The organism is Niabella insulisoli (assembly GCF_039652435.2).
Lineage (GTDB): Bacteria > Bacteroidota > Bacteroidia > Chitinophagales > Chitinophagaceae > Niabella > Niabella insulamsoli.
In genome coordinates this window covers 63,249-84,918 of record NZ_CP190246.1, presented here as the reverse complement: position 1 = coordinate 84,918, position 21,670 = coordinate 63,249, and the positions used below count along the sequence as shown (strand labels likewise).

Here is a 21,670-nt window from a genome sequence, read left to right as displayed (position 1 = left end):
TTTAGATCCCGGAAGCCAGGACTTCTTTATTATAGATTTTGTTGGAGTTTTTGCGGCCATTATTGTGCCAGTCAATCAAAGCCTTGTTTAAGATGTCAACATGATGGTCTTCCACTTCAAAAGTCGCGCCTGCAATATGGGGCGTTGCGATGACATTGGGCAGGTCGATGATTTTATAATCCAGCTCGTCGGGGGGTTCATTATCGAACACGTCGAGAATCGCACCTTTGATTTGATGGGTTGACAACACATCGTATAAATCGTTTCTGTTCACCGTAACGGCCCTTGCGGTATTGACAAATAAGGCATGGGGCTTCATCAGTTTAAACAATGATCGATCAATCAGCGATTTCGTTTCTTCGGTAACCGGGAGGTGAATGGTAACGATGTCGCTTGTGGCAAACAACTCTTCGAGTGTGCATTTTTTGTGTTGTGGAAAAAGATCTTCGGGCACGTAAGGATCATAATATTGAATAGGGCAGGGGTAGCTTTCAACCAGTTTTGCCAGCAGCTGCCCGATGGCGCCAAACCCCACAACACCGATGGTTTTACCGGCCAGTTCATTGCCTTTAAATTGCAGATAGGAGGTATGTGCGCCTGCTTCCCATTTGCGCTCTTTCAACCAGTTGATGCCCGGAATTACCTGCCTCAAAAATATGATCGTGTTTGCGATAAACATTTCGACAACGGCCTGCGCATTTCTTGCCGGCGTGTAAAAAACAGGAATGCCATGTTGTGTAGCCGCCGCCAAATCTACATTGGAAGGAGTGCCGCGGCAAACGCCAATAAACTTCAAATGTGTATTTTCATTGATCACTTTTGCGGTAACCTCATCATGTTCGGTGATCAGCGCTTCCGCTTCTGTTTCGTATAAAAGATCTAGCAATTCTTTTTCGTTGTATGCGCGGTCGTTGCTTTTCCAGGATCTATACACGATTTCTCCAAAATTCAATTTCAACTCTAATAAGCCTTGTTCGTGGTAAGGCGCTGTTACTAATATTCTCATCTTCTTTATTTATCCTTTTTAATAGTGAATGCTTTTTTTATGATATAAACCGAAAGCTCAGGCTGCTGCCGGTTCAACATTCGGCAACGGTGTCGTATGCTTTACAAAAACAGTCATAATCGCACTAATGAAATATAACCCCGCCAGAATCCAGATCACGCCTGCGTTTCCAAGCGGCGCTATAAACAAACCAACAATCGCGGGACCGGCAAACACTGCTAAGCCTGCGCCCAGATTTAATATGGCCATGGCAGCTCCTTTATCCTTTGTCACCAGCGAAGGCGTTAAAGCCGATAGCGGTACGTAGCCTGCCAGGCACGCGCCCCAAAGTATGCCCGCCGTCATCACTATTGCATAGTTGCCCGGCGCTAATTGCGGAAGGTAAAAGAGTAGCAACGTTGTAATGCCGCAGCCTACGCCGCCAAACCAGATTATCGTTTGCCGCCACCCCAGTTTATCTCCTACAAACCCAAAGAACAGGTTGAAGATAATATTGCTCGTAAAAATGGTACCCCATATATAAAGCCAGTCGGTAGTATTAAAGCCATGTTGCGCCATATACGTGGGCAGAAAAACAGGAAAAGCAAATTGCGCCGTAGTATTGATAATTCTTATGATGCCGGCCATCAACACTTTCGGCTCTTCTTTGACGATGGTTAATCCTTTGCTGAGCTCAGCCAACTTACGGCCTGCCTCAGTTTTGCCCTTTGGGAATTGAGCCTTATTAAAAACTAACGCAAACAGCGCTCCGAGCAGCACCCAAAAAACAGCGCTCCAAAGCGCGGGGATAGGGCCGAGTTCTCTAATCGCCCAGCTCGAATAAAAGGCGCCCAGTACGTTGAGCCCTCCTGTGAAAACGAACCAGAACCAGCCCACGGCGCGGCCCAGCATTTGCCGTGGCGTGACATAAGAGATCCATACAAGAAACGAATAGGCAAATAAAGGATATCCAAAACCCCTTAACGCGTAAGTGACCAGCATCGTGGGAAAATGGAGCGAGCGCATTCCGAAGGCGATAAAGCCTACGGTTCCCAACAGATAAATGATCAGCCCCGCAAGCATGGCCTTCTTCGGCGTATATGTTTCGGCCAGTACGCCCGAAAACCAGGAGGCAATAGCGATGGTTACGCCATAGGCCGTAAATAAGGAAGCGGTTTGTTGAATGCTCATGCCGCGCTCAATTAAATAGGGGCTTAGCCATCCCTGTTCCATGCCATCGCCCATCATAAAAAGCATGATGCCTAAATAGCCGCTTAGCAGGGAGGGGGGAATTCCAAATCGCTCCTGCATGATTGTATTAGATTTCATTGGCAATCGTCGTTATTATGGTTTGGTAAAATGTTAATCAAACTTTATTTCATATTCATTTCGTTGATCTGTTTTCCAGGCATGCGTGCGCGTGGTGGGAGAGATTCCAAACAGCGGGGAAAAGGTTTTCACCTTCACCGTTTGTCCATCAGGAAAAAACTCGAAAATACGCAGCCAGCCGTCACCTCCGTTGCCGTCGCGGTGTCCGCCGCCCATCGATTGTGCGTCGAAAAGGATTTGATGAACGGAACGTCCTTTAACGTTTTTATCTTTCCTGTAACCTTCGCCGGAGATATGTCCGCATAAAACCATCTCTATATTCGAAGCGGGCTGCACAAGCTTTTCCCAGATCTGCAAACCATTATTAGCTTTAGGCATTTCAATTTTAGCAGATTTCTGGATCATATTATTCACATTATAAGGCTCCCAAAACAGCCAGTTAATCTTACCTGAAGTATGCTCGTCTTTCGTATTTAAATAATTATGCGTGATAAGTACCACGCGATGGCTTTTATATTGTTCCATCGCTGCTACCTTTTTCGCCCAGGTTAAAACGGAATCGCGCGGGCCATACTCAACCGTCATAAACAGGTAGTCTTTTCCCTGCATATTTTTCATTTCATAAGCTGCATTTTCAACCGTTGGCTGGCCGGCTTCATTCCGCGTGTTCTGAACCAGCATTTTTTTATTGATATGATTTCTGTCTGCATCAAAAAAATCGGCGTAGTGCGAAGTGCGGCGCCCTTGCCGGTCAATACTATAATCATGATTTCCCGTAGCGGCTATATACGCTGTTTTTCCATCAAGTTTTGAAAACGCTGCCGATGCGGTGGCCCACTGCTGTTGCGTTGATTGATCGCCGTCATAATCGGTCGTAATCTTTTCATTGTTCTCTACCAAATCGCCAACACCCACCACCATTTTTATATTCAGCGAATCGATGTTGTCTTCAATCCAGGTCATCATCAAATCAAGTATCGGTTTGTTGCGCGACCATTTAACATAGTTTTGAATATCGGGTACCATGATCATGGACCAGGAACCGCTGTTTTCCAATGCTGGCTTTTTATAATTCGCCTGGGCAAAGCAGGCGCAGGAGAAAGCAAAACAGAGGACCATTAAGAAACATAGACGCCTCATCGATTTGGTTTTGTTTTTTGAGTTGGTAATATTTTTTGGATCGAACGTAATTAGCTCCATAAATTTTTATTAAATGGTAAAATCTGATCTTATAAAAAAATGATCGCTTGGGAATCTGCCGTTTATCTCATCTTTAATTATACGGCTCGCCAGCGGTTGCAAAGCGCCCTTATACCAGATAAAGTCAATCCTTCCCTTCGATGCCGCTTTCGTATAATGCGTGCCTTGAAATTCATGCCCGGTAAACCCTGCTTCTTTTTCTCCGTGCAGCGTTTCGTAGCTTTCTTTCCATTGCTTTTCGCGCAGCGACGCCAACACAGGGCTGTCGAATCTGCTGTTAAAGTCGCCCGCAATAATTTGCGGAAATGCAGCCGGATATTGATCGCTTTCGAGCGCTACCATTTTGGCCTGCTGTAACTTGGCTTCGCCGGAAACATGGTCGAGGTGAAGCGATACCACTCTTAGCTCTTTATGGGTTTTCCGATCGCGAAGGCGCACCCAATTAGCATGACGCGCCCTTGCGGTGTCCCAGGATTTGCTGCCCGCTACCAGGGGCGTTTCTGAAAGCCAATAAACGCCTGCTGCTAATAATTCATAGCGCTCCTTTGAAAAGAGAATGGGGTTTTTCGCTATGCCGTGATAGCCGCTTTTATGCGCGTCCATCTCCGGCCCGTCGAAACCCAATAGCTGATATGTGGGAAAAAAAGTCCTTATATCGGCAGCCTGTTCTCTTAAAACTTCCTGAAAACAAACAATATCCGGTTGCTGCTTTTTGATAATTTTCAGACATATATCCTTTCGCGCCGCCCAGCCCACGCCTTTTGCATCGTCTTCGGGCAATGCCACACGGATATTGCAGGATAAAACGCAATGGCTTTTCTTTGCTGCATCACTTGCTAACAAAACCTGCGGCAATACTAATTTTGCCGTTGCTGCGGCGCCTATGTAGTGGATAAACTTTCTTCTCGTAGTGGGCATACAATGCATTTTATGTTAACGGGCAGCCGGGGCTCCGGCCTGCGCAACGCGAAGGAAAGCGCCGCTATTGATCAGTTCGCTTTGTAATTTTTTTACATTAATGTCTGCAGGTTGCACGCCCTCGCTCACCGCCATTTTTGCGGCCCGGCCGGCCGCTTCGCCCATAGCCATGCAGGGCGCCATCACCCGGATGGCGGACATGGCTTCATGCGTAGCAGAAATAGCGCGGCCCGCTACCAGCAGGTTTTTTACTTTTTGAGGCACCAGCGATCGATAAGGGATATCGTAGCAATCTCCGCACCACTCCAGTGTACAGCCGCCTCCAACAGGGTGATGGATATCCAGCGGATAGCTGGCCACGGCTACGGCATCTTCAAAATGCCGGCAGCCCATGATGTCATCCCTATCCATAATGTACAAGCCCCTGATGCGCCTTGTTTCGCGAATACCCAGGAATGGTGCGGTTTTAAGGAAGTAAGCATTTTCAAATCCGGGCACATAGCTGATAAGATAGCGCTGTATATCATCGATCTGTTTTCGCCCTATGATTTCGCCTTCCGTCAGGCTTGCGGGATCAGTTCCATCGACGCCGTTGACGCGGGTCATATTCACCCACACTTCTCCTTTTCGCAAACCGGTGATCAAAATGGTTCGTTCGGTCGGCAGGTCCAGTCCGTTTTTCCGTGCCTGGTTGATTAGGTTGCGCATACCGACCAATACAAATTGATTGTTTTGACCAAAGTATTCCGCAGGTATAAAATCGGTCAGATAGGTTCGGGGCTCGCTGGCAATGCTCAAGCGAAGCTTTTCTGTATCCACGCCTCCCAGGCAAAACATTAACGTCGGCGGTTGCACGCCACCTGATTCATTACCAAATTCGCAGGGAACGCCGGCTTTAAAAGCCACGTCCGCATCGCCGCTACAGTCGATAACAACCTTTCCCAAAATGGCTTCCCTCCCGGCTTTGCTTTCGATGATTACTCCCCTAAGTTCATCGCCCTGCATTATTGCTTCAGCGCAGAATGCATAAAATAAAACCTGAACGCCAGCCTCGACCAGCATTTGCAACGCCACTGTCTTTACAGCTTCGGGCTCTACAAGCGTGAGGCTCATGTGAAGCGGGCAGGGCCGGTGTTCGCTCGAAGCGTCGACGGCCTTCAACCTGTCGATAAATTGCTGGGGAAGGCCTTTGATAATCTGGTTGCCCTTCTGGCCCAGAAACCCTAAGATCGGCAACCCGATCGTCATGTTACCGCCTACAAAACTGCGGCTTTCGATCAGCATCACGCTGGCGCCATCTTCAGCCGCCGCTAAGGCAGCCATAATCCCCGACGGACCGCCTCCGATGACCAGCACGTCTACTTCAGATCGTACTTTTAATTCTTTTGCCTGTTCTTTTATTGTGTTCATATAAATATTTGCGTTTTAATTTGTGGATACCTTTTTTGGAGTGGTTCTTTTCACCATCGTCCATAGCAGCAAAACCGCCACCGGATGCAAAAAAGCCATGGCTATAAAAATGTTGGCCGCACCAACGGTGCCCATTACCGAGCCTACAAAAGCGTTAAAAAAAACCGCTCCCAACGCACCGAAGCCTCCGGCAATACCTAATACGCTGGCTACATTTTTTACGGGAAAAGCTTCCGCCACCACAACGCTGATGGTAAAAAGCCAGCTAAGGCAGGCTACCGCAACTATGCTGAACACCGCCAGCGTAGTTGCAGGACCCGGAAGATAGGGGGCGAGGGCGCAGAGTGGAGCAAAACAAGCCACCGTAGTCAGCATTATTTTTCGCGCGCGCAAAGGCGCATATCCTTTTTTTACCAGGCGGTCGGACCAGGCCGAAGTGCCGATAGCGCCGAGATCGGCCACCAAAAATGGAATCCATCCAAACATACCCACCTGCACCAGCGACAAGCCCGATTCTTCCTGCAAATAGCCGGGCAGCCAAAACAGGCAGAAATACCAGACAGGGTCGCTCACAAAACGGATCAGCAGAATGCCCCATAAACTTTTGGTCTTCCATAGCTCCTTCCATGAAAAGCCTGTTGTCGCCGCTGTTTGCGGCGCATCGGCCAGCGCCTCATTCAAAACATTAGCGGGCGGGTCTCGATATACCAGCTTCCACAAAACAGCGATAATCAGCCCGACGGCGCCCAACACGATGAAAGCCGTTTGCCAATTATAATTCACTGCTAACCACGCCACCAGCGGCGGCGCCATAATGGCCCCGATCGAACTGCCGGCAACACAAAGGCTATTTGCAGTCGCTCTTAATTTGCCAGGAAACCACACGGCTACCACTTTCAACTGAGCGGGAAAGTTGGTGGGCTCGGCAGCGCCCAGCAACCCCCTGAAAAAGGCAAGCTGGCCTACGCTGCGCGCAAACCCTCCGCCAATACAGGCCACAGACCAGGTCAGAATGCCAAAAAACATTACCAGTTTTGCGCCAAATTTATCTACCATCCATCCGGTAACGGGATACATTACTGCGTAACAAATTGTAAACACATTGATGATCAAGGCGTAGCCATTATCATCCAAAACGAAGTATTCTTTCAATACAGGTTTAAGAATCGAGACCACTTGCCTGTCGACATAATTAAATACAATAGCAATAAAAATAACTGCTATAATAAACCATCGTCTGTTTTCGGGGCGAAACAATCTTGTCATCTGTATTAGTTGGAAGGCAATTTATCTGTCAATTTCTGTAATTTTTTTTAATAGCCGGGATTTTGTGCGAGCTTATTGCTGGCGTCAATCTCTGATTTGGGGATGGGCCACAACTCATCTTTGTTCACGCGGAAAACCACTTCCTGTGTTGTAAAATATTTGGCGGCTTCGCTTGCGTTATACAGCGGCGTGTAGTTTTCATCGAACCCTGTAACGACAGCTTTTGTCCAGGATTTGGCATCCCGGTTAAGATATAATACACCATTCATTACCGTTTTTGCAATGTCCCAGCGGCGCAGGTCATACCAACGTAGCCCATCATTGGCCAATTCAATCTTCCGTTCATATCGTAGCGCTTTTCTTAGCTGCGACTGCGACAAACCACTTGGCAACACAGGCATTTTTGCGCGCAGCCTTATGCGGTTGATGGCGTCATAAACCGTATTGTCTATTTCGTTGGCTTCTATTTTTGCTTCGGCATAAATCAGAAGAAGTTCGGCCAGCCTGAAGATACCCACGTTTAAATCGGACACGCCGCTTACCGAGGTGGAACTGAAATCCGTAATGTCGATATGCTTGCGCCACAAATAACCGCTGAACGAGCGATAAGCATTGCTTGCATCCGTATTGCTTACGGTTCCCGGCGTGGTCGATTGGCCATTTAAAACAGGCCAATAGTTGCTCACGGTTTTGGTAGCCGTGTTGGGTTCAAACTGATAGCCCATATACCGTGAGTCGGGGCGCACGCAATACATGTCCAAACGGGCGTCCCTGTTTTCAAAAGGTTGGGAGGCGTCATAAAGCGGCGATTCGGTAATCGGTAACCCATCCGAACATTGGAAGCTGTTGATCAAATCCTGTGTCGGGCCCCAATAGGCTACGCCTTTTCCCAGGCGCGATGCTCCGTAATACTGCTGGTTATGTGTATTTCCGCTGATCGCTTTATTATACTCTGCCACCCAGATCCATTCCTTACTTTCATTATATCCCTGGTGGCCGAAAATGTTGGAAGGATTGGGTTCTCCCACCGTATGGTTTTTTCCGGCGAAATTTATGGTTTGATCGAAAGGCGTTAAGTCGAATACGCCGGCCGATAAATCTAACGCCATTTTTGCAGCTGCAGCGGCTACGGTATATTTTTTTGAGTAAAGCGCCACCCTCGCTTTCAGCATGTAAGCGGCTACCTTCGACGCCCTCACGTTGCCAAAAGTTTTCTGCGCAACCGGCAGGCGCTCGGCGATTTCCGATAATTCATCTATTATAAATTCCTCGATAGTTGCCTTGGGCGTCCGTTCCACGTTTGAATTTCCCAGTCCTACGGCCTGTTTGATTAAAGGAACGCCCCCATAGAGTTCGATGAGCTGCGAATAGCAATAGGCCCGTATGAAACGCAGTTCCGCATCCAATTGATTATAGGTCGTTTCACTGATATCGTTTTTTAAATCGGGAAGCTTATCCAGCACCGCGTGGCAGCGGGCGATGGTGCGGTAGTGATACTGCCAGGGCTTTACCGCCAGGGCGTTATCGGTTGTTAATGCGCTGGTGATAGGTGAGGTGTAATTATTTCCCGGCCGCGCATACCCTATGTCGGTAATGTTATCCATCACGTGCCAGATGGGAGTGCTTGAGGCATCGAGCTCGCTGAGCGATTGATAAGCCGCGAATAAGCCCATCGTGGCTTCTTTTTCTGATGCAGGAAAGGTTTCGGTAGAAGGCCCGTTTAAAGGCAGGCGATCTAAATTGCAGGAATATAGCGCGATGCAGGAAATAAAAAAGGCAAGCGCTGGGTTTAATTTTATATGAAGCTGTTTCATTTTTTACGTTTTATTTTTTCGGATAAATGCTGGCCAGCGCTAAAGGGCCGGCCGCTTTTTTAGAATTTTACATCAATCCCGACTGTGAAAGTTTTTACCTGCGGGTAATAATTGCCTTCTCCCAAAGACACGCCATCCGAAACGGATGCGTTATAATTGATCTCCGGATCGTAGCCTTCGTAAAAATTGGTTTTCGTAAAAAGATTCTGGCCATTCAAATACACAAATACATTTTTCAGATTTAATTTATTGATCACCTGCTGTGGCAACTGATATCCCAACTGCAGGTTTTTCAGGCGCAGGTACGCGGCGCTGCGCATCCATAAAGTTGAGTTTTGCGTATTATTAGTCGCCGTGATGGAAACCCGCGGCAGCGTGGCATCCCGGTTGTCTTCGCTCCAGTAGTCCAGCTGCCAGGGTTTGATGGCGCTGGAGTTGGCCGCCGGGATGACATAATGCGCGTTGAGATAACCATCCGCTTTTCCCACACCCTGGATAAAGGCCGACAGGCTGATTCCCTTCCAACCCAAGTCAAGATTGCCGCCATAGGTGTAACGCGGAATCGTACTGCCGATAATTACTTTGTCGAGGTCCGTAATCTTTCCATCGGGAATAGCATTCCCGCTTTCATCAAAAGCGCCGGCAATATCTTTGAATTTAACGTCGCCTGGTTTAAGCGTTCCAAATTGTATCGGGCCGTTATCAATTTCTTCCTGAGATTGATAAAGCCCTTCCGCTATGTATCCATAGATTGAATTGATCGCATAGCCTTCCTGCTGGCGCAACAGAGCGCCTGAGGTTTGGCCTTTCATATCAACAATTTTATTTTTCACATCAGAAAGATTGAACCCGACACCGAGTTTAAAGTCGCCCCACTGATCGTCGTATCTTGTGGAAAACTCCCATCCCTTGTTCGATACCAGCGCAGCATTCTGATAAGGCGATCCCAGGCCGGTGAGCTGCGATGTATTTAATTTTAAAAGGATTCCATCTGTGTTTTTGTCGTACCATTCATAAGTAAAGGAGATCTTTTTAAACAAGCTTCCTTCAATGCCGACGCCTTTCATCGTCGTTTCTTCCCAACGCAAATCGGGATTGGAAAGATTGGATTGGGCGATCATCTGATAAATAACGCCGCCCATCGAAACACTTCCCAGGTTCAATGTTTCTGAAAACGGATAGTAGGAACTTCCTATATTTTGGTTGCCGAGTTTACCCCATGATCCGCGGATTTTCAGGAAACTGAGCACGGGCGAAAGCGATTCCATAAATGACTCTTTGGAAACCACCCATCCCGCAGAAAAAGAAGGAAATGCGGCCCACCGATTCGACTGAATAAAGCGCGAAGTGCCGTCGTAGCGCATATTGGCTTCAAAGAGGTATTTTCCTTTAAAGTCATAATTGAAGCGGCCGAAGCCTGAAACCAACAGCCATTGATCGCGCGAGCCATTGTTGTCTTTTGTTTCATTATCTGCGCCTGCGCCAATCACTTCATAATCATCATAGACAAAATCGCGGCGATAAGCCATCAGGTATTTCTCGTCGTAGGTTTCGCGCGATGCGCCCGCCATCAGGCTTAGATTATGATCACCCATTTGTTTTTGCGCCGTTGCAAAAAACTGGTAGGTTCCGTATAAATAACGGTAAGACGCTTCGGTGAGATCTGTGAAAGTATTGGCCGCTCCGGCTTCTGATCCGTCTTCGATATAGGTCATTACACTTTTTGTGAAAGCATGCACATTCCGCGTCACATACCGCGGCGCCACCATACCGGTAAGCGATAACCAATCCGCCGGTTTATAATTCAGGCTCAGGTTACCATAGAGTTCGAGGTTGTTAGTTTTGCGGTTACCTCCTTCGGCGATATAGGCAACGGGGTTAATCTTCACCCAGCCGTCTGACCAAAGATCGCCATAACGAATCGGGATATTGGTTGGCATGCGCCCCAGGTAGTTCCAAACCGTTCCTTCGCTGGCGATTTGGTTGCGGTTTTTATTGGTTACGGCGATATCAATTTTGATGTTGAATTTTTCGCTGGGCGTGATGTCCATATTATTTCGAAATACATATCTTTTAAAATTGGTATTCTTTATAATACCATTTTGATCTGCATAACTTAAAGAAGGGTTAACCCTTACAATGCCATTGTTGGCCGTCAGCGACACAAAATGATTCTGGATGAAGCCGTTCCCTTGCAGGATTGCATCCTGCCAGTCATAATTGGCGGGGTTTTCTTCATATTTCGCCTTAAAGGCTTCGATGTCTTCGTCGCTGTATATTTTAATGCCATTATCGTTCATGCTGGCGTCATTAAACACCCGCATATAAGTCAGCCCGTCTGTTACTTCTGGAATAGCCGTCGGTATTTGGCGGCCGACATAACCTCTGTACAAAACAGCAAGCTTGTCTTTTGCGCGCTTGGTTGTGATCAAAATAACACCGTTGGCCGCCCTCGATCCATATATGGCTGCCGAAGCTGCATCTTTCAAAACGGAAATGTTTTCAATCAGGTTGGCGTCCACATCGTCGATCGATCCGGCAACGCCGTCGATGATCACCAGAGGCGCGCTGTTGGAGCCCCCAAAAGAATTAATGCCGCGGATGCGGATCTGGCCTGCATCGCCGCCCGGAGAGCCTGTTTGCTGGGTAACCGTCACACCAGGTGCCAGGCCCTGCAAGGCCGCTGAAGTGGAAAGATTCGGCCGCCGTTCCAACTGCTCGCTGCTGATTTGCGATACAGAACCGGTCAGATTAATTTTTTTCTGTGTGCCGTAGCCGACTACCACGACTTCGCCCAGGTTGGCCACATCACGCTCGAGCGACATATTGATAACTGAGGCCGACCCGATGGTTGCATTTTTTGAAGCATAGCCAACGCCGGTAAAATTGAGCCGCTCCGCCTGCTGGGTAAAAGTGATCGTATAAAACCCTTCCTGATTGGTTGTCGTTCCCACAGCCGAGCTGTCGAGCGTTACACTGATCCCTTCAAGCGGTTGGTTCTTTTCGTCGACCACCGTTCCAGTAATGGTACGCGGCGCGTTTTGAGCGCGCAGCTCCGCGCCCAATTGCAGGCTGAAAAAAACGAATAATAAAATGACGGGCAAAAGGGGCTTAGAAAAACGGGCCCGGGCTTTTGTTTGTTTCATACAAGCGTGGTTTGTGAGGGGAATCGTTGGTTTTGAACTTATGCAGATCATTCGCGGAGGGCGAAAATTTCTTTCATGTGAATGGAGCAGCGTAGCGTTCCTGATCTTCATGATTTAAATTGTTTTATTAAATTTTATTTCAAATATTTCTCTGGAGAGATACAAAAACAAAAAAACGAAACACATTTAAACAAATTGTTACCGGCTTGTAAACAAATTATTAGCTAAAAGCATCATCTGGCTTGGGCAATTGTTCAAAAAGATGTTTTATCCAACAGGACTATCATCCGGCAACCTTCGTTAATCTGAAAGCAAATGTAAGATAATTTAATAAAATTAAATCTTTTTAAATAGAAAAAAACATTTTTAAGCATAAACCTGCTTTGTGCGCGCTTTTTAATATTATTTTTTTTGAAACTTTTCTTAAGTTTTTGAAATTTCAATTATTTAATGGCATTTTTGTTTTACTAATTTTCCGGTTATGAAATCAATCACAGAAAGACATCAGCTTATTCTTCAAAAATTACAGGAGCACGGGAAACTGAATATTCCCGAATTGATAGAAGAAATGAATGTAAGCGGCGTGACGGTAAGAAAAGACCTGAAGTTATTGGAGGAAAAAAAACTTCTTTTCCGGACCCGCGGGGGCGCGTCTATGCAAAACCCCTACGCCATTGAAAAGCCCATCAATGAAAAAGAGTTCATTAAATCTGAGGAAAAGAAAAAAATTGCTAAAGTGGCGCTAAACATGATCGGTCAAAATGATTCGATTATGATCGGCTCCGGCACCACCGTTTACGAACTGGCGCGCACGCTGCATCCCGAAAAAAAGCTCATTGTAATCACCCCGGCGTTGAAAGTAGCGATTGAACTTTGCAACCGGCCCAATATTGAAGTGTTACAACTGGGCGGCCTGGTGCACCAGAGCTCGTCTTCCACGGCCGGGTCTTTTGCAGAGAAAATATTAGAAGAACTTTCCTGCGGCGTTCTATTTTTAGGAGTAGATGGTATCGACCTCGAACACGGGCTGACCATCACGAATATTATGGAATCGAGCCTTAACCAGAAGATGATTTCGCTGGCGCAAACAGTGGTTATTCTTGCTGATAGCAGCAAGTTTGACCGAAGGGGGCTTGGAAAAATCTGTAATCTCGACCAGGTTGATTATATCATTACCGACAACGGCGTAAGCGCTGCCACCGTTTCCAAAATTGAAAAAACCGGCGTTAAGGTGATCGTTGCCAATTAATTTTTAAACGTCGATCCCTCTCAATTTTCGATAGAGCTTAAGGGCGTAAACATCGGTCATGCCTGAAATAAAATCGAGCATTCGCATCACTTTTTCATAAGGCGTGCCCGATTCATCAATGGCGAATTGGCTGGGAAGTAGCCCCAGTATCTTTTTTTGTTCTTTATCCCGCTCGGGGCTGGCCGTTAGTGCGGCGGTAACAAAATCTTCTACAAGGCCTGACATAATGCGGAAGCCCGCGATCTCCAGCTCGATCACTTTGCGGGCATTGTAAATTTTTTCTATGGAAAGACTGCCTATCTTTTGCAAAACGGGTTGCAGTTCGGGAAGGGCTTCGATCAGGCTTTTATTAAAATCACCCGAAAGAATAGCCTCGCGGTGCTGCCAGAAAACTTCGCTGCATTTGTTAATCAAAACGCCGATCGCCTTTGTGCGCAGGTAGGCAATCGCTTCGTTCGCGTCGTCCGACAAATCTGCGGCAATGCGCTTCACGCGCTCGAGATCGCTGGTTTGATGTTGAATAATTTCCAAAAAATGATCCCTTACTTCTTCATAAGACAAAAGGCCTAACCGGTGCGCGTCTTCAAAATCAATAATGTTATAACAGATATCATCTGCTGCTTCCACAATGTAAACAAAGGGGTGGCGCTTGTACACTACCATGCCTTCAACGTTTTCAGCAACCATGTTCAGTTCGCTGGCGATATCGAAAAACACTTCTTTGTCGACGTCAAAGTAGCCATATTTTTTCCGGTGGACAAAGGCCTTATTTCCAGAAGCCCGCGATTCGCAGGGATACTTTATAATCGATCCAAGCGTACTATACGTTAGCCTGAAACCACCGCGGGCCCGGCCATTGAGATGCATGGTTAAAATTCGCAGGGCGTTGGCATTGCCTTCAAAAGTGGTGAGGTCTTTCCATTGCGCTTCGCTAAAAAGCGATTTGAAATGCTGATCTTCCGGCTTTTCAGTATCCCGCTTTCTGAAGTATTTAGAAATGGCGTCCTCGCCGGAATGGCCAAACGCCGGATTGCCCAGGTCGTGCGCCAAACAGGCTGCAGCCACAACATATTTCAAGTCATTGCTATAAAAATTCTGTGCAGCCGGGTCGGCCTTCACCTCCGGCAGGTCGCTTATTTTTTCGCCGATCAATCCGCCCAGCGAGCGGCCCACGCTGGCTACTTCGAGCGAATGAGTGAGGCGGTTATGAACAAAAATTTCTTCCGGCAGGGGAAAAACCTGTGTTTTGTTTTGCAGCCTTCGAAAGGGGCTTGAAAAAACGATACGGTCCCAATCGCGCTCAAAATCGCTTCGGGTGTCCTGCGTCGTATACTTGATATCAAATCTTCTTGAAGAAAAACAATTGTTCCAGCTGATCGCCATATAAAAAGTTTACCGCGCCAAAATTAGTCGAAAGCAGCATGGTTTGCAAGCTATATGCTGCCTTCACTGCACCTTTAGGCGATATTACAGGCGCCAGTGGTTGTTTTATTTGTAAATTCGAATACCACTTTTATCGTACTAAAAGCCCCGGCCATGAAATTATTTGTTTTTCTTTTTACCTTATTGATAGCTGCAAAAGAAGCTTTCTGCCAGCAAACACAAAAGCCCCCTTTACACGGCAAACACTGGATGGCGATCACGGGCAAACCACTCGGCGCAACCGCGGGCGCGGCGGTATTTCAAAAGGGCGGGAATGCCGTGGATGCAGCGTGTGCAATGTTGGCGGCCACCTGCACCATGTGGGATGTATTAAGCTGGGGCGGGGAAACACAAGCGTTGATTTATAATCCAAAAACAAAAAAGGTAATCGCGATTAACGCGATGGGCGTAGCTCCAACCGGCGCAACGGTCAGCTTTTTTAAAAGCAAGGGATATAACTTTCCTCCGGAATACGGGCCTCTGGCCGCTACAACACCCGGTACGCCGGGCGGGCTTTGCCTGATGCTGGCCCGCTACGGCCGATTGTCTTTAAAAGAAGTGCTGGCTCCGGCTATGGAACTGGCAGCAGGGTATCCCATTGAGGCGCGAACCGCCAATAGTATCGAACGTAATAAAAAAAGAATCAAAGCCTGGCCCTACAGCAGCAAAGTTTTTTTAACGCATCCCGGGAAGGATAGAGAAGCGCCGGAAGCCGGGGAGATTTTTGTACAAAACGATCTATTAATCACCTTACAAAAGTTGGTAGCCACGGAAACCCTTGCGCTTCAAAAGGGCGCGTCACGGGAAGCAGCGATCATGGCCGCCTGCGACCGGTTTTATAAAGGAGATATTGCCGAAGAATTTGTGCGCGGCTGCCGGGAGCAGGGCGGCCTCATCACCCTGCAGGACCTGGCCAATTGGAAACCTTTGGAAGAAGAGCCGCTGCATATTGATTACAAAGGAATTGACGTTTATAAATTACAGTCCTGGACGCAAGGGCCTTCTCTTTTACAGGCATTAAATATGCTGGAAAATTTTGATCTTAAAAAAATGGGGTACAACAGCTCTGAATATATACATACCATTTATCAAGCCCTGAACCTGAGCTTTGCCGATCGTGATTTTTATTATGGAGATCCTGCCTTTCCGCCACAAGAGCCCATCAAAGGCTTGCTAAGTAAAGCTTATGCCAAACAAAGAGCCGCGCAGATCCGCCCAACCCGGAATAACCCTGACGCTGCGCCTGGCGATCCTTACCCTTTTGAAGGGAAAACGAACCCATTTATGGAATTAATGAAGAAGAGAGGGTTTACCAGCGATAGCTCGAACCGGCCTTTCATGCCGCAACATGATGAACGCCAAACCACGCTGAGCCAAAACGATGACGAAATATATCTCGACCGTTTGTGGCGCGGCACGACCAGCATCGAAGCCGCTGACGAAGAAGGATGGGTTGTTTCTGTAACGCCCAGTGGCGGCTGGGTGCCGGCTTGCATTGCAGGAAGGACGGGCGTGGGAATGAGCCAGCGCATGCAGAGCTTTGTTTTGGATAGCACGATCAACCCTTTCAACATTGTAGCGCCAGGCAAACGTCCGCGTGTAACGCTGACACCATCGCTGGCGATGAAAGAGGGGCGGCCGTTTCTGGCTTTCGCCGTTCAGGGCGGCGACACGCAGGAACAAAACCAGCTTCAGTTCTTTTTGAATATTGTGGAATTTGGCATGACCGTGCAGCAGGCGGCCGAAGCTGCTAATATCAACAGCAATCAGCTGTGGCTGTCGCTGGGCGGCACAAAAATATCAGATCGCAAGCCCAGGCCAGGCGCCATCTTGCTTAATGACAACACGCCCGAAAACACACGCGCCTCTTTAAAAGAAATGGGATATACGCTTAGTTTTGGTGATCGCACCAGCGGCCCTATCAACGCTATTTATTTTGACTGGAAACATGGGAGCCTTTGGGGAGGATCAAGTAATCATGGAGAGGATTATGGTATTGCCTGGTAAACAACTCACCCCGGCAAAACCGGCGGCTGGCTTATGCAAAACAACAGCCCCTCGACTTACAGATAGCTTTCAACGATTTGCTTAAAATCTATAATATTGAAGGGCTTGGGAATAAAAGAATTCGCGCCGGTTTCGGTTTTTAACTCACTTTTATGCGCCGACATTAGCAAAACGGGAATATGCTGCGTTGCGGGATTGTTTTTTACCACGCGGCAAAGGTCTGTGCCGTCGCCATCAGGAAGCATGATATCCATAACAATAACGTCGGGCAGTTTTTTAGCAATTTCGTCTTGAAAACTAATAGCCGTTGGGCACATTTTTAATTGGTAGGCATCTTCAGTCAGTATAAATCCAATCAGATCTCTGATATCCGGATTGTCCTCCACAATCATTATTTCTTTTTGTTTCACTCTTTTTCTTTTTAACAACAGTCTATTGTTGAGGGAGGCCGGGAAGCATAAACTTAAAAGTAGATCCTTTGCCCATTTCGCTTGCAACGTTGATCTCCCCGCCATGCAGTTCGACAATTTGCCGGCTAATGTACAAACCCATTCCTAAGCCAGGTATATTATAACCTGGTTTAACTGCTCTGTAAAACTGATCGAACAAGTTTTGGAGACAGTTTTGGTCAATTCCTATGCCCTCGTCTTTAACAGATACAAAAATATTGCCATCTTCTGCTCCGGCTTTAATTTTGATGCGGCCGCCATTCGGCGAATATTTAACTGCGTTCGATAACAGATTGATGATAACCTGGCCAATACGAAGCCGGTCGGCATTTACCATCAAACTATCCGCCGCTGAAAACTCGATTTTGTTGAGCCGGTCTTCTTTATAGGGTTCGATCAGTTCTGCAATCAGGGATACGATGTCGAAGGGCGCCGGCCGTATCTGCAGTTTCCCGTCCTGATCTTTTGAAAACTCGAGCAGGTCGTTGATTAGCATAGATAGTTTATCTACCTGTTTTATGCATCGCCTGATAAATCCTCCATTTGGATCCTCCGATGACACCCTCATCTGCAATACCTGCAAAAAACCCATTAGTGAAGTCATCGGGGTTTTTAACTCATGCGTCGTCATCGCGATAAAATCATCCTTTTTTTTACTGAGCAATTTGACTTCATTATACAAAAGCTCCTTTTCACGCTGGATGCGCAGCCGTTCTGATATATCGCGGGCAATTTTTGAAGCGCCGATGATCTTGCCCTTTCCATCGAGGACCGGCGATATGGTTAAAGAAATAGGAATTTCCTGACCCGTTTTCGTAACCCGTAATGTTTCAAAATGCGAGACACTTTGCCCTGAAACAATTTGGTTAATAATATACGTTTCTTCATCCATGCGGTCGGGTGGAATAATCAGGGAAATATGTTGACCAATAGCTTCCGATTCAGTATAGCCAAAAAGACGCTCGGCACCCCCATTCCAGCTGGTAATAATCCCTTTCAATGTTTTGCTCACAATGGCATCATCCGAACTTTTTACAATAGCTGCCAGGATGCCCTGCTTTTCGGCAGCTTCTTTCTGAGCGCATATATCCCTTCCGATAGTCGACGCGCCGATTACGACACCATCGGCATTCCGGACAGGGGATATGGAAAGCAACAAAGGCAGTTGTTGTTGGTATTTCGTTTGCCGAACCGTTTCAAAATGTTGAATCCTACGGCCATTTGTGATTTCGTTAATGATAAAATCTTCTTCATGAAGGCGTTCGGCGGGAATAATTATGGAAATATGTCGGCCCAACGCTTCCTCCTCTTTGTAACCCAGGATGCGCGCTGCAGCAGGGTTCCAGCTCGTAATGATTCCATCGAGCGTTTTACTGATAATCGCATCGTCAGAAGAATCCACAATGGCTGCTAAGAGCGCCTGTTTTTCGTCCGATAACATAAACTACGTTTTGGTCATAAAAGTAAAACTACTGAAAAAGTTCACAGTTTGCTATAAACGAACGGCAAACGGCATACAAAATAGTATCGAAAGAAATTAGAAATGAACCGTTTAGACACTTAGAGCGTGCAAAGGGGCTGTATTGAGATAAACGCTAGCATTGGTGGAGCGATGTTCCATCTACATTATGCCGGTTATAATTCAAAATCTCAAAACAAAGCTGCTTTAACTCCTGTTGCAATACATTTCCATCCGGCTGCGCCCCACTTTGGGGTTGTTCCTCAACAAATATGTCCTCGCCAGCATAGTATTTTTTCAACAGGCCTTTCAAATCCTCAAAATGCTTGGAAGAGATATCTTCAGGCTCCATCGTTTCCATTTCTGACAGGGCTTCGTCAAATCTGTTTTGTTTCAGATATGCAAGCACATCCTTACATATCCCAATACCATAACGGTAGCACATGTTAATAATGTTTAAATAAAAAGGATTATAGGGTTCGGTAAACCGGGCTTATTAAGTGGTAACCAAAAAAGAAAAAACAAGTTTTATGCCATTTAGAAATAAAAATCATACTTTCCCTACCAACTATGAGAAACATTCCCCGGAGGGCCATTAAAGTATTTTATCTCGAACGCCGTCTCCTTTATCAAATGCCAATCTTTCTAAATAAAATTTTCCGGTAACAAAAGAGATGAAAGTTTCTTCAAAAAATAAACTAAAAAAAGCCATGTGGGTGCTGCTTGGATTGATCATCGTTTTTATTGCGGGTGTCTTTATTTTTGTCAACCAGCCGATGTTTGGTAAAGCCCCATCGGGAGCTCGGCTCGAGCGCGTTGAAAAATCACCTAATTATCGCGACGGCGCTTTTCAAAACACCAGCATTACTCCGAATTTTTCTTCCGACAGAAATTTTTTCGGGTTGATGTATGATTTTCTTTTTAAAAAAGTAAAAGATCTGCGCCCGTCGAAAAATTTGCCGGTCATTAAGACCAACTTAAAAAACCTGGGAGCAGACGACGTGCTGGTGTGGATGGGACATTCGTCGCTCTTCATGCAAGTCGACGGCAAAAAAATAGTAGTTGACCCAGTTTTAGTCGCCGCTTCTCCCTTATCGATGTTTAATAAAGCTTTTAAAGGAGCTTCGACGTATCAGCCCGAAGATTTGCCAGATGTAGATTTGCTCATTATTACCCATGATCACTGGGACCATCTCGATTATAAAACCATGCTCGATCTTAAAGGCCGCGTGGGAAAAATCGTATGCCCGCTGGGCGTCGGCGAACACCTGGAATACTGGGGATTCGATCCCGGGAGAATTATCGAACTCGACTGGCACGAGGAGGCCGAGCCCGTGTCTGGCCTGAAGCTGACCGCATTGCCCGCCCGCCATTTTTCGGGGCGCGGCTTTGTGCGCAACAAATCGCTTTGGGCTTCTTATATGTTACAAACCGGTACTCAAAATATTTATATCGGCGGCGATTCGGGCTACGACACCCATTTCGAGGCTATCAAAAGACGGTTTGGTACTATTGATCTGGCGATTGTCGAAAACGGCCAATACAATAATGATTGGAAATATATACACCTTATTCCTGAAGACCTGTTGAAGGCCGTAAAAGACCTGCAGCCCAAACGGCTATTTACTGTTCATAATTCGAAATACGCACTTGCTATGCACGCCTGGTATGAGCCCTTAGAGCTTATTGCAGCCGCCGCGGAAAAAGACAGCCTTCCCCTGCTGACGCCTATGATCGGAGAAGTAGTGCATTTGAAAGACAGTAACCAGGTGTTCAGGAAATGGTGGAAACCCTATATGTAAATATTGCTTTTTTTGCTAAATTGGACCTCCTGATGATATTCTAAATCAATGAAGGCATACGTTTTGCTTCTATTGAATCGTGAAAAAATTTTTATCGAATATTTCAATTTAACCTATAAAATATGTCTGTAAATCAAGTAAAAGCTTTCGGAACAGCGGCCGCCAACGCCGATCTGGAGCAGATGAAAATAGAGCGCAGAACGCTCACCGGTAAGGATGTTGAGATAGATATTTTGTTTTGTGGCGTCTGCCATTCCGATCTTCACACGGCCCGCAACGATTGGGGCGGCAGCAAATATCCCTGTGTTCCGGGGCATGAGATTGTGGGCAAAGTAATTGGCACCGGCAAGGAGGTCACCAAGTTCAAACCCGGCGATCTTGTTGCCGTTGGATGCATGGTCGACAGTTGCCAAACCTGCGATAATTGCAAACAAGACCTGGAACAATACTGTCTTAATGGTTTCACCGGCACTTACAACGGAAAAGATAAACATACCAATGGGCACACTTTCGGCGGCTATTCAGAAAAAATTGTTGTAGACGAGCATTTCGTTTTAAAAGTTCCCGAAAACCTGGATGCCGCCGCGGTAGCGCCGGTGCTTTGCGCAGGCATCACTACCTGGTCGCCGCTCCGCCACTGGAAGGTGACCAAGGGCAGTAAAGTAGCCGTTGTTGGACTGGGCGGCCTCGGGCATATGGCTTTAAAGCTCGCACACGCTTTAGGCGCAGAAGTGACCTTGTTTTCGCGAAGCGCGGACAAAAAAGAAGAAGCAAAAGCATTGGGCGCCGATAACGTTATTATTTCTACAGACGAACAGCAAATGGCGTCTGTAAAAAATACGTTTGACCTGATTATCGACACCGTTCCCTATGTCCACGATCTAAACCCCTATATCGCCACTTTACACGCCAGCGGCACACTGGTTTTGGTGGGTTACCTGGGTCCGTTAGACCCTGTGCTGAATACGGCGCCAATGGTGGTGGGCAGAAAAGCCGTTTCAGGATCGCTGATTGGCGGCATCGCCGAAACGCAGGAACTTTTAGATTTCTGCGGCGAACATCAAATTGTTTCAGAGATAGAGCGCATCAATATTCAGGACATTAATACCGCTTATGAGCGGATGCTTAAAAGCGACGTACGTTATCGTTTTGTAATAGATATGGCGAGCTTAAAAAATGAAACTGTAAAAAATTAAACCCTTCCGCATGCTCTT

At 46.8% G+C, this 21,670-nt stretch carries 16 protein-coding genes; 4 read left to right on the top strand and 12 right to left on the bottom strand.

The window, feature by feature from the left end; translation table 11 throughout:
- Window position 1: 1 nt before the first annotated feature.
- The 8 genes from ABDK00_RS00390 to ABDK00_RS00355 are packed head-to-tail and all read right to left on the bottom strand — an operon-like array spanning window position 2 to window position 12,068.
- Window positions 2-1,006: a 2-hydroxyacid dehydrogenase gene (locus ABDK00_RS00390; RefSeq protein ID WP_346237523.1), complete on the bottom strand. Its 1,005-nt coding sequence runs from the start codon at window positions 1,004-1,006 to the stop codon at window positions 2-4.
- Window positions 1,007-1,063: 57 nt separating this feature from the next.
- The gene (locus ABDK00_RS00385; protein WP_346237522.1) at window positions 1,064-2,314 is read right to left on the bottom strand and encodes an MFS transporter; all 1,251 of its coding nucleotides are present in this window, start codon (window positions 2,312-2,314) and stop codon (window positions 1,064-1,066) included.
- Between the two features lie 33 nt (window positions 2,315-2,347).
- Window positions 2,348-3,514, bottom strand: coding sequence for a serine/threonine protein phosphatase (locus ABDK00_RS00380; protein ID WP_346237521.1), 1,167 nt, complete (start codon window positions 3,512-3,514; stop codon window positions 2,348-2,350).
- Window positions 3,515-3,523: 9 nt separating this feature from the next.
- The gene (locus tag ABDK00_RS00375) at window positions 3,524-4,432 is read right to left on the bottom strand and encodes an endonuclease/exonuclease/phosphatase family protein (protein WP_346237520.1); all 909 of its coding nucleotides are present in this window, start codon (window positions 4,430-4,432) and stop codon (window positions 3,524-3,526) included.
- A 15-nt stretch (window positions 4,433-4,447) separates the two neighbouring features.
- The gene (locus ABDK00_RS00370; RefSeq protein WP_346237519.1) at window positions 4,448-5,842 is read right to left on the bottom strand and encodes an FAD-dependent oxidoreductase; all 1,395 of its coding nucleotides are present in this window, start codon (window positions 5,840-5,842) and stop codon (window positions 4,448-4,450) included.
- A gap of 15 nt (window positions 5,843-5,857) precedes the next feature.
- A complete protein-coding gene (locus ABDK00_RS00365) occupies window positions 5,858-7,108 on the bottom strand; it encodes an MFS transporter (protein WP_346237518.1) in 1,251 nt (416 codons plus the stop codon).
- A 47-nt stretch (window positions 7,109-7,155) separates the two neighbouring features.
- A complete protein-coding gene (locus ABDK00_RS00360; RefSeq protein ID WP_346237517.1) occupies window positions 7,156-8,922 on the bottom strand; it encodes a RagB/SusD family nutrient uptake outer membrane protein in 1,767 nt (588 codons plus the stop codon).
- Window positions 8,923-8,981: 59 nt separating this feature from the next.
- Window positions 8,982-12,068 carry a TonB-dependent receptor gene (locus ABDK00_RS00355; protein ID WP_346237516.1) on the bottom strand — a complete coding sequence of 1,029 codons (3,087 nt, stop codon included), beginning with the start codon at window positions 12,066-12,068 and terminating at the stop codon, window positions 8,982-8,984.
- Between the two features lie 481 nt (window positions 12,069-12,549).
- Between ABDK00_RS00355 and ABDK00_RS00350 the strand changes: the two genes are divergently transcribed.
- The gene (locus tag ABDK00_RS00350) at window positions 12,550-13,317 is read left to right on the top strand and encodes a DeoR/GlpR family DNA-binding transcription regulator (RefSeq protein ID WP_346237515.1); all 768 of its coding nucleotides are present in this window, start codon (window positions 12,550-12,552) and stop codon (window positions 13,315-13,317) included.
- Window positions 13,318-13,320: 3 nt separating this feature from the next.
- On the opposite strand, the gene ABDK00_RS00345 is transcribed toward ABDK00_RS00350, so the two are convergent.
- Complete coding sequence (locus ABDK00_RS00345) at window positions 13,321-14,700, bottom strand: deoxyguanosinetriphosphate triphosphohydrolase (RefSeq protein WP_346237514.1); 1,380 nt, start codon at window positions 14,698-14,700, stop codon at window positions 13,321-13,323.
- A 153-nt stretch (window positions 14,701-14,853) separates the two neighbouring features.
- Here ABDK00_RS00345 and ABDK00_RS00340 point away from each other — a divergent pair, with 153 nt between their 5' ends.
- Window positions 14,854-16,746 (top strand): gamma-glutamyltransferase family protein, encoded by a 1,893-nt coding sequence (locus ABDK00_RS00340; protein WP_346237513.1) that lies wholly within the window; start codon window positions 14,854-14,856, stop codon window positions 16,744-16,746.
- A 56-nt stretch (window positions 16,747-16,802) separates the two neighbouring features.
- Here the strand turns inward: ABDK00_RS00340 and ABDK00_RS00335 are convergent, their stop codons facing one another.
- The 3 genes from ABDK00_RS00335 to ABDK00_RS00325 all read right to left on the bottom strand — a co-directional run bounded on the left by ABDK00_RS00335 (window position 16,803) and on the right by ABDK00_RS00325 (window position 19,099).
- Entirely contained in the window at window positions 16,803-17,156 is a 354-nt protein-coding gene (locus ABDK00_RS00335) for a response regulator (protein ID WP_346237512.1), read from the bottom strand.
- Window positions 17,157-17,178: 22 nt separating this feature from the next.
- Entirely contained in the window at window positions 17,179-18,636 is a 1,458-nt protein-coding gene (locus ABDK00_RS00330) for a PAS domain S-box protein (protein WP_346237511.1), read from the bottom strand.
- Window positions 18,637-18,790: 154 nt separating this feature from the next.
- Window positions 18,791-19,099, bottom strand: coding sequence for a hypothetical protein (locus ABDK00_RS00325; protein ID WP_346237510.1), 309 nt, complete (start codon window positions 19,097-19,099; stop codon window positions 18,791-18,793).
- A 229-nt stretch (window positions 19,100-19,328) separates the two neighbouring features.
- Between ABDK00_RS00325 and ABDK00_RS00320 the strand changes: the two genes are divergently transcribed.
- Both ABDK00_RS00320 and ABDK00_RS00315 read left to right on the top strand, forming a co-directional pair.
- A complete protein-coding gene (locus tag ABDK00_RS00320) occupies window positions 19,329-20,456 on the top strand; it encodes an MBL fold metallo-hydrolase (protein WP_346237509.1) in 1,128 nt (375 codons plus the stop codon).
- Window positions 20,457-20,578: 122 nt separating this feature from the next.
- On the top strand, window positions 20,579-21,652 hold the full coding sequence (locus ABDK00_RS00315) for an NAD(P)-dependent alcohol dehydrogenase (protein WP_346237508.1): 1,074 nt from the start codon (window positions 20,579-20,581) through the stop codon (window positions 21,650-21,652).
- Window positions 21,653-21,670 lie beyond the last annotated feature (18 nt).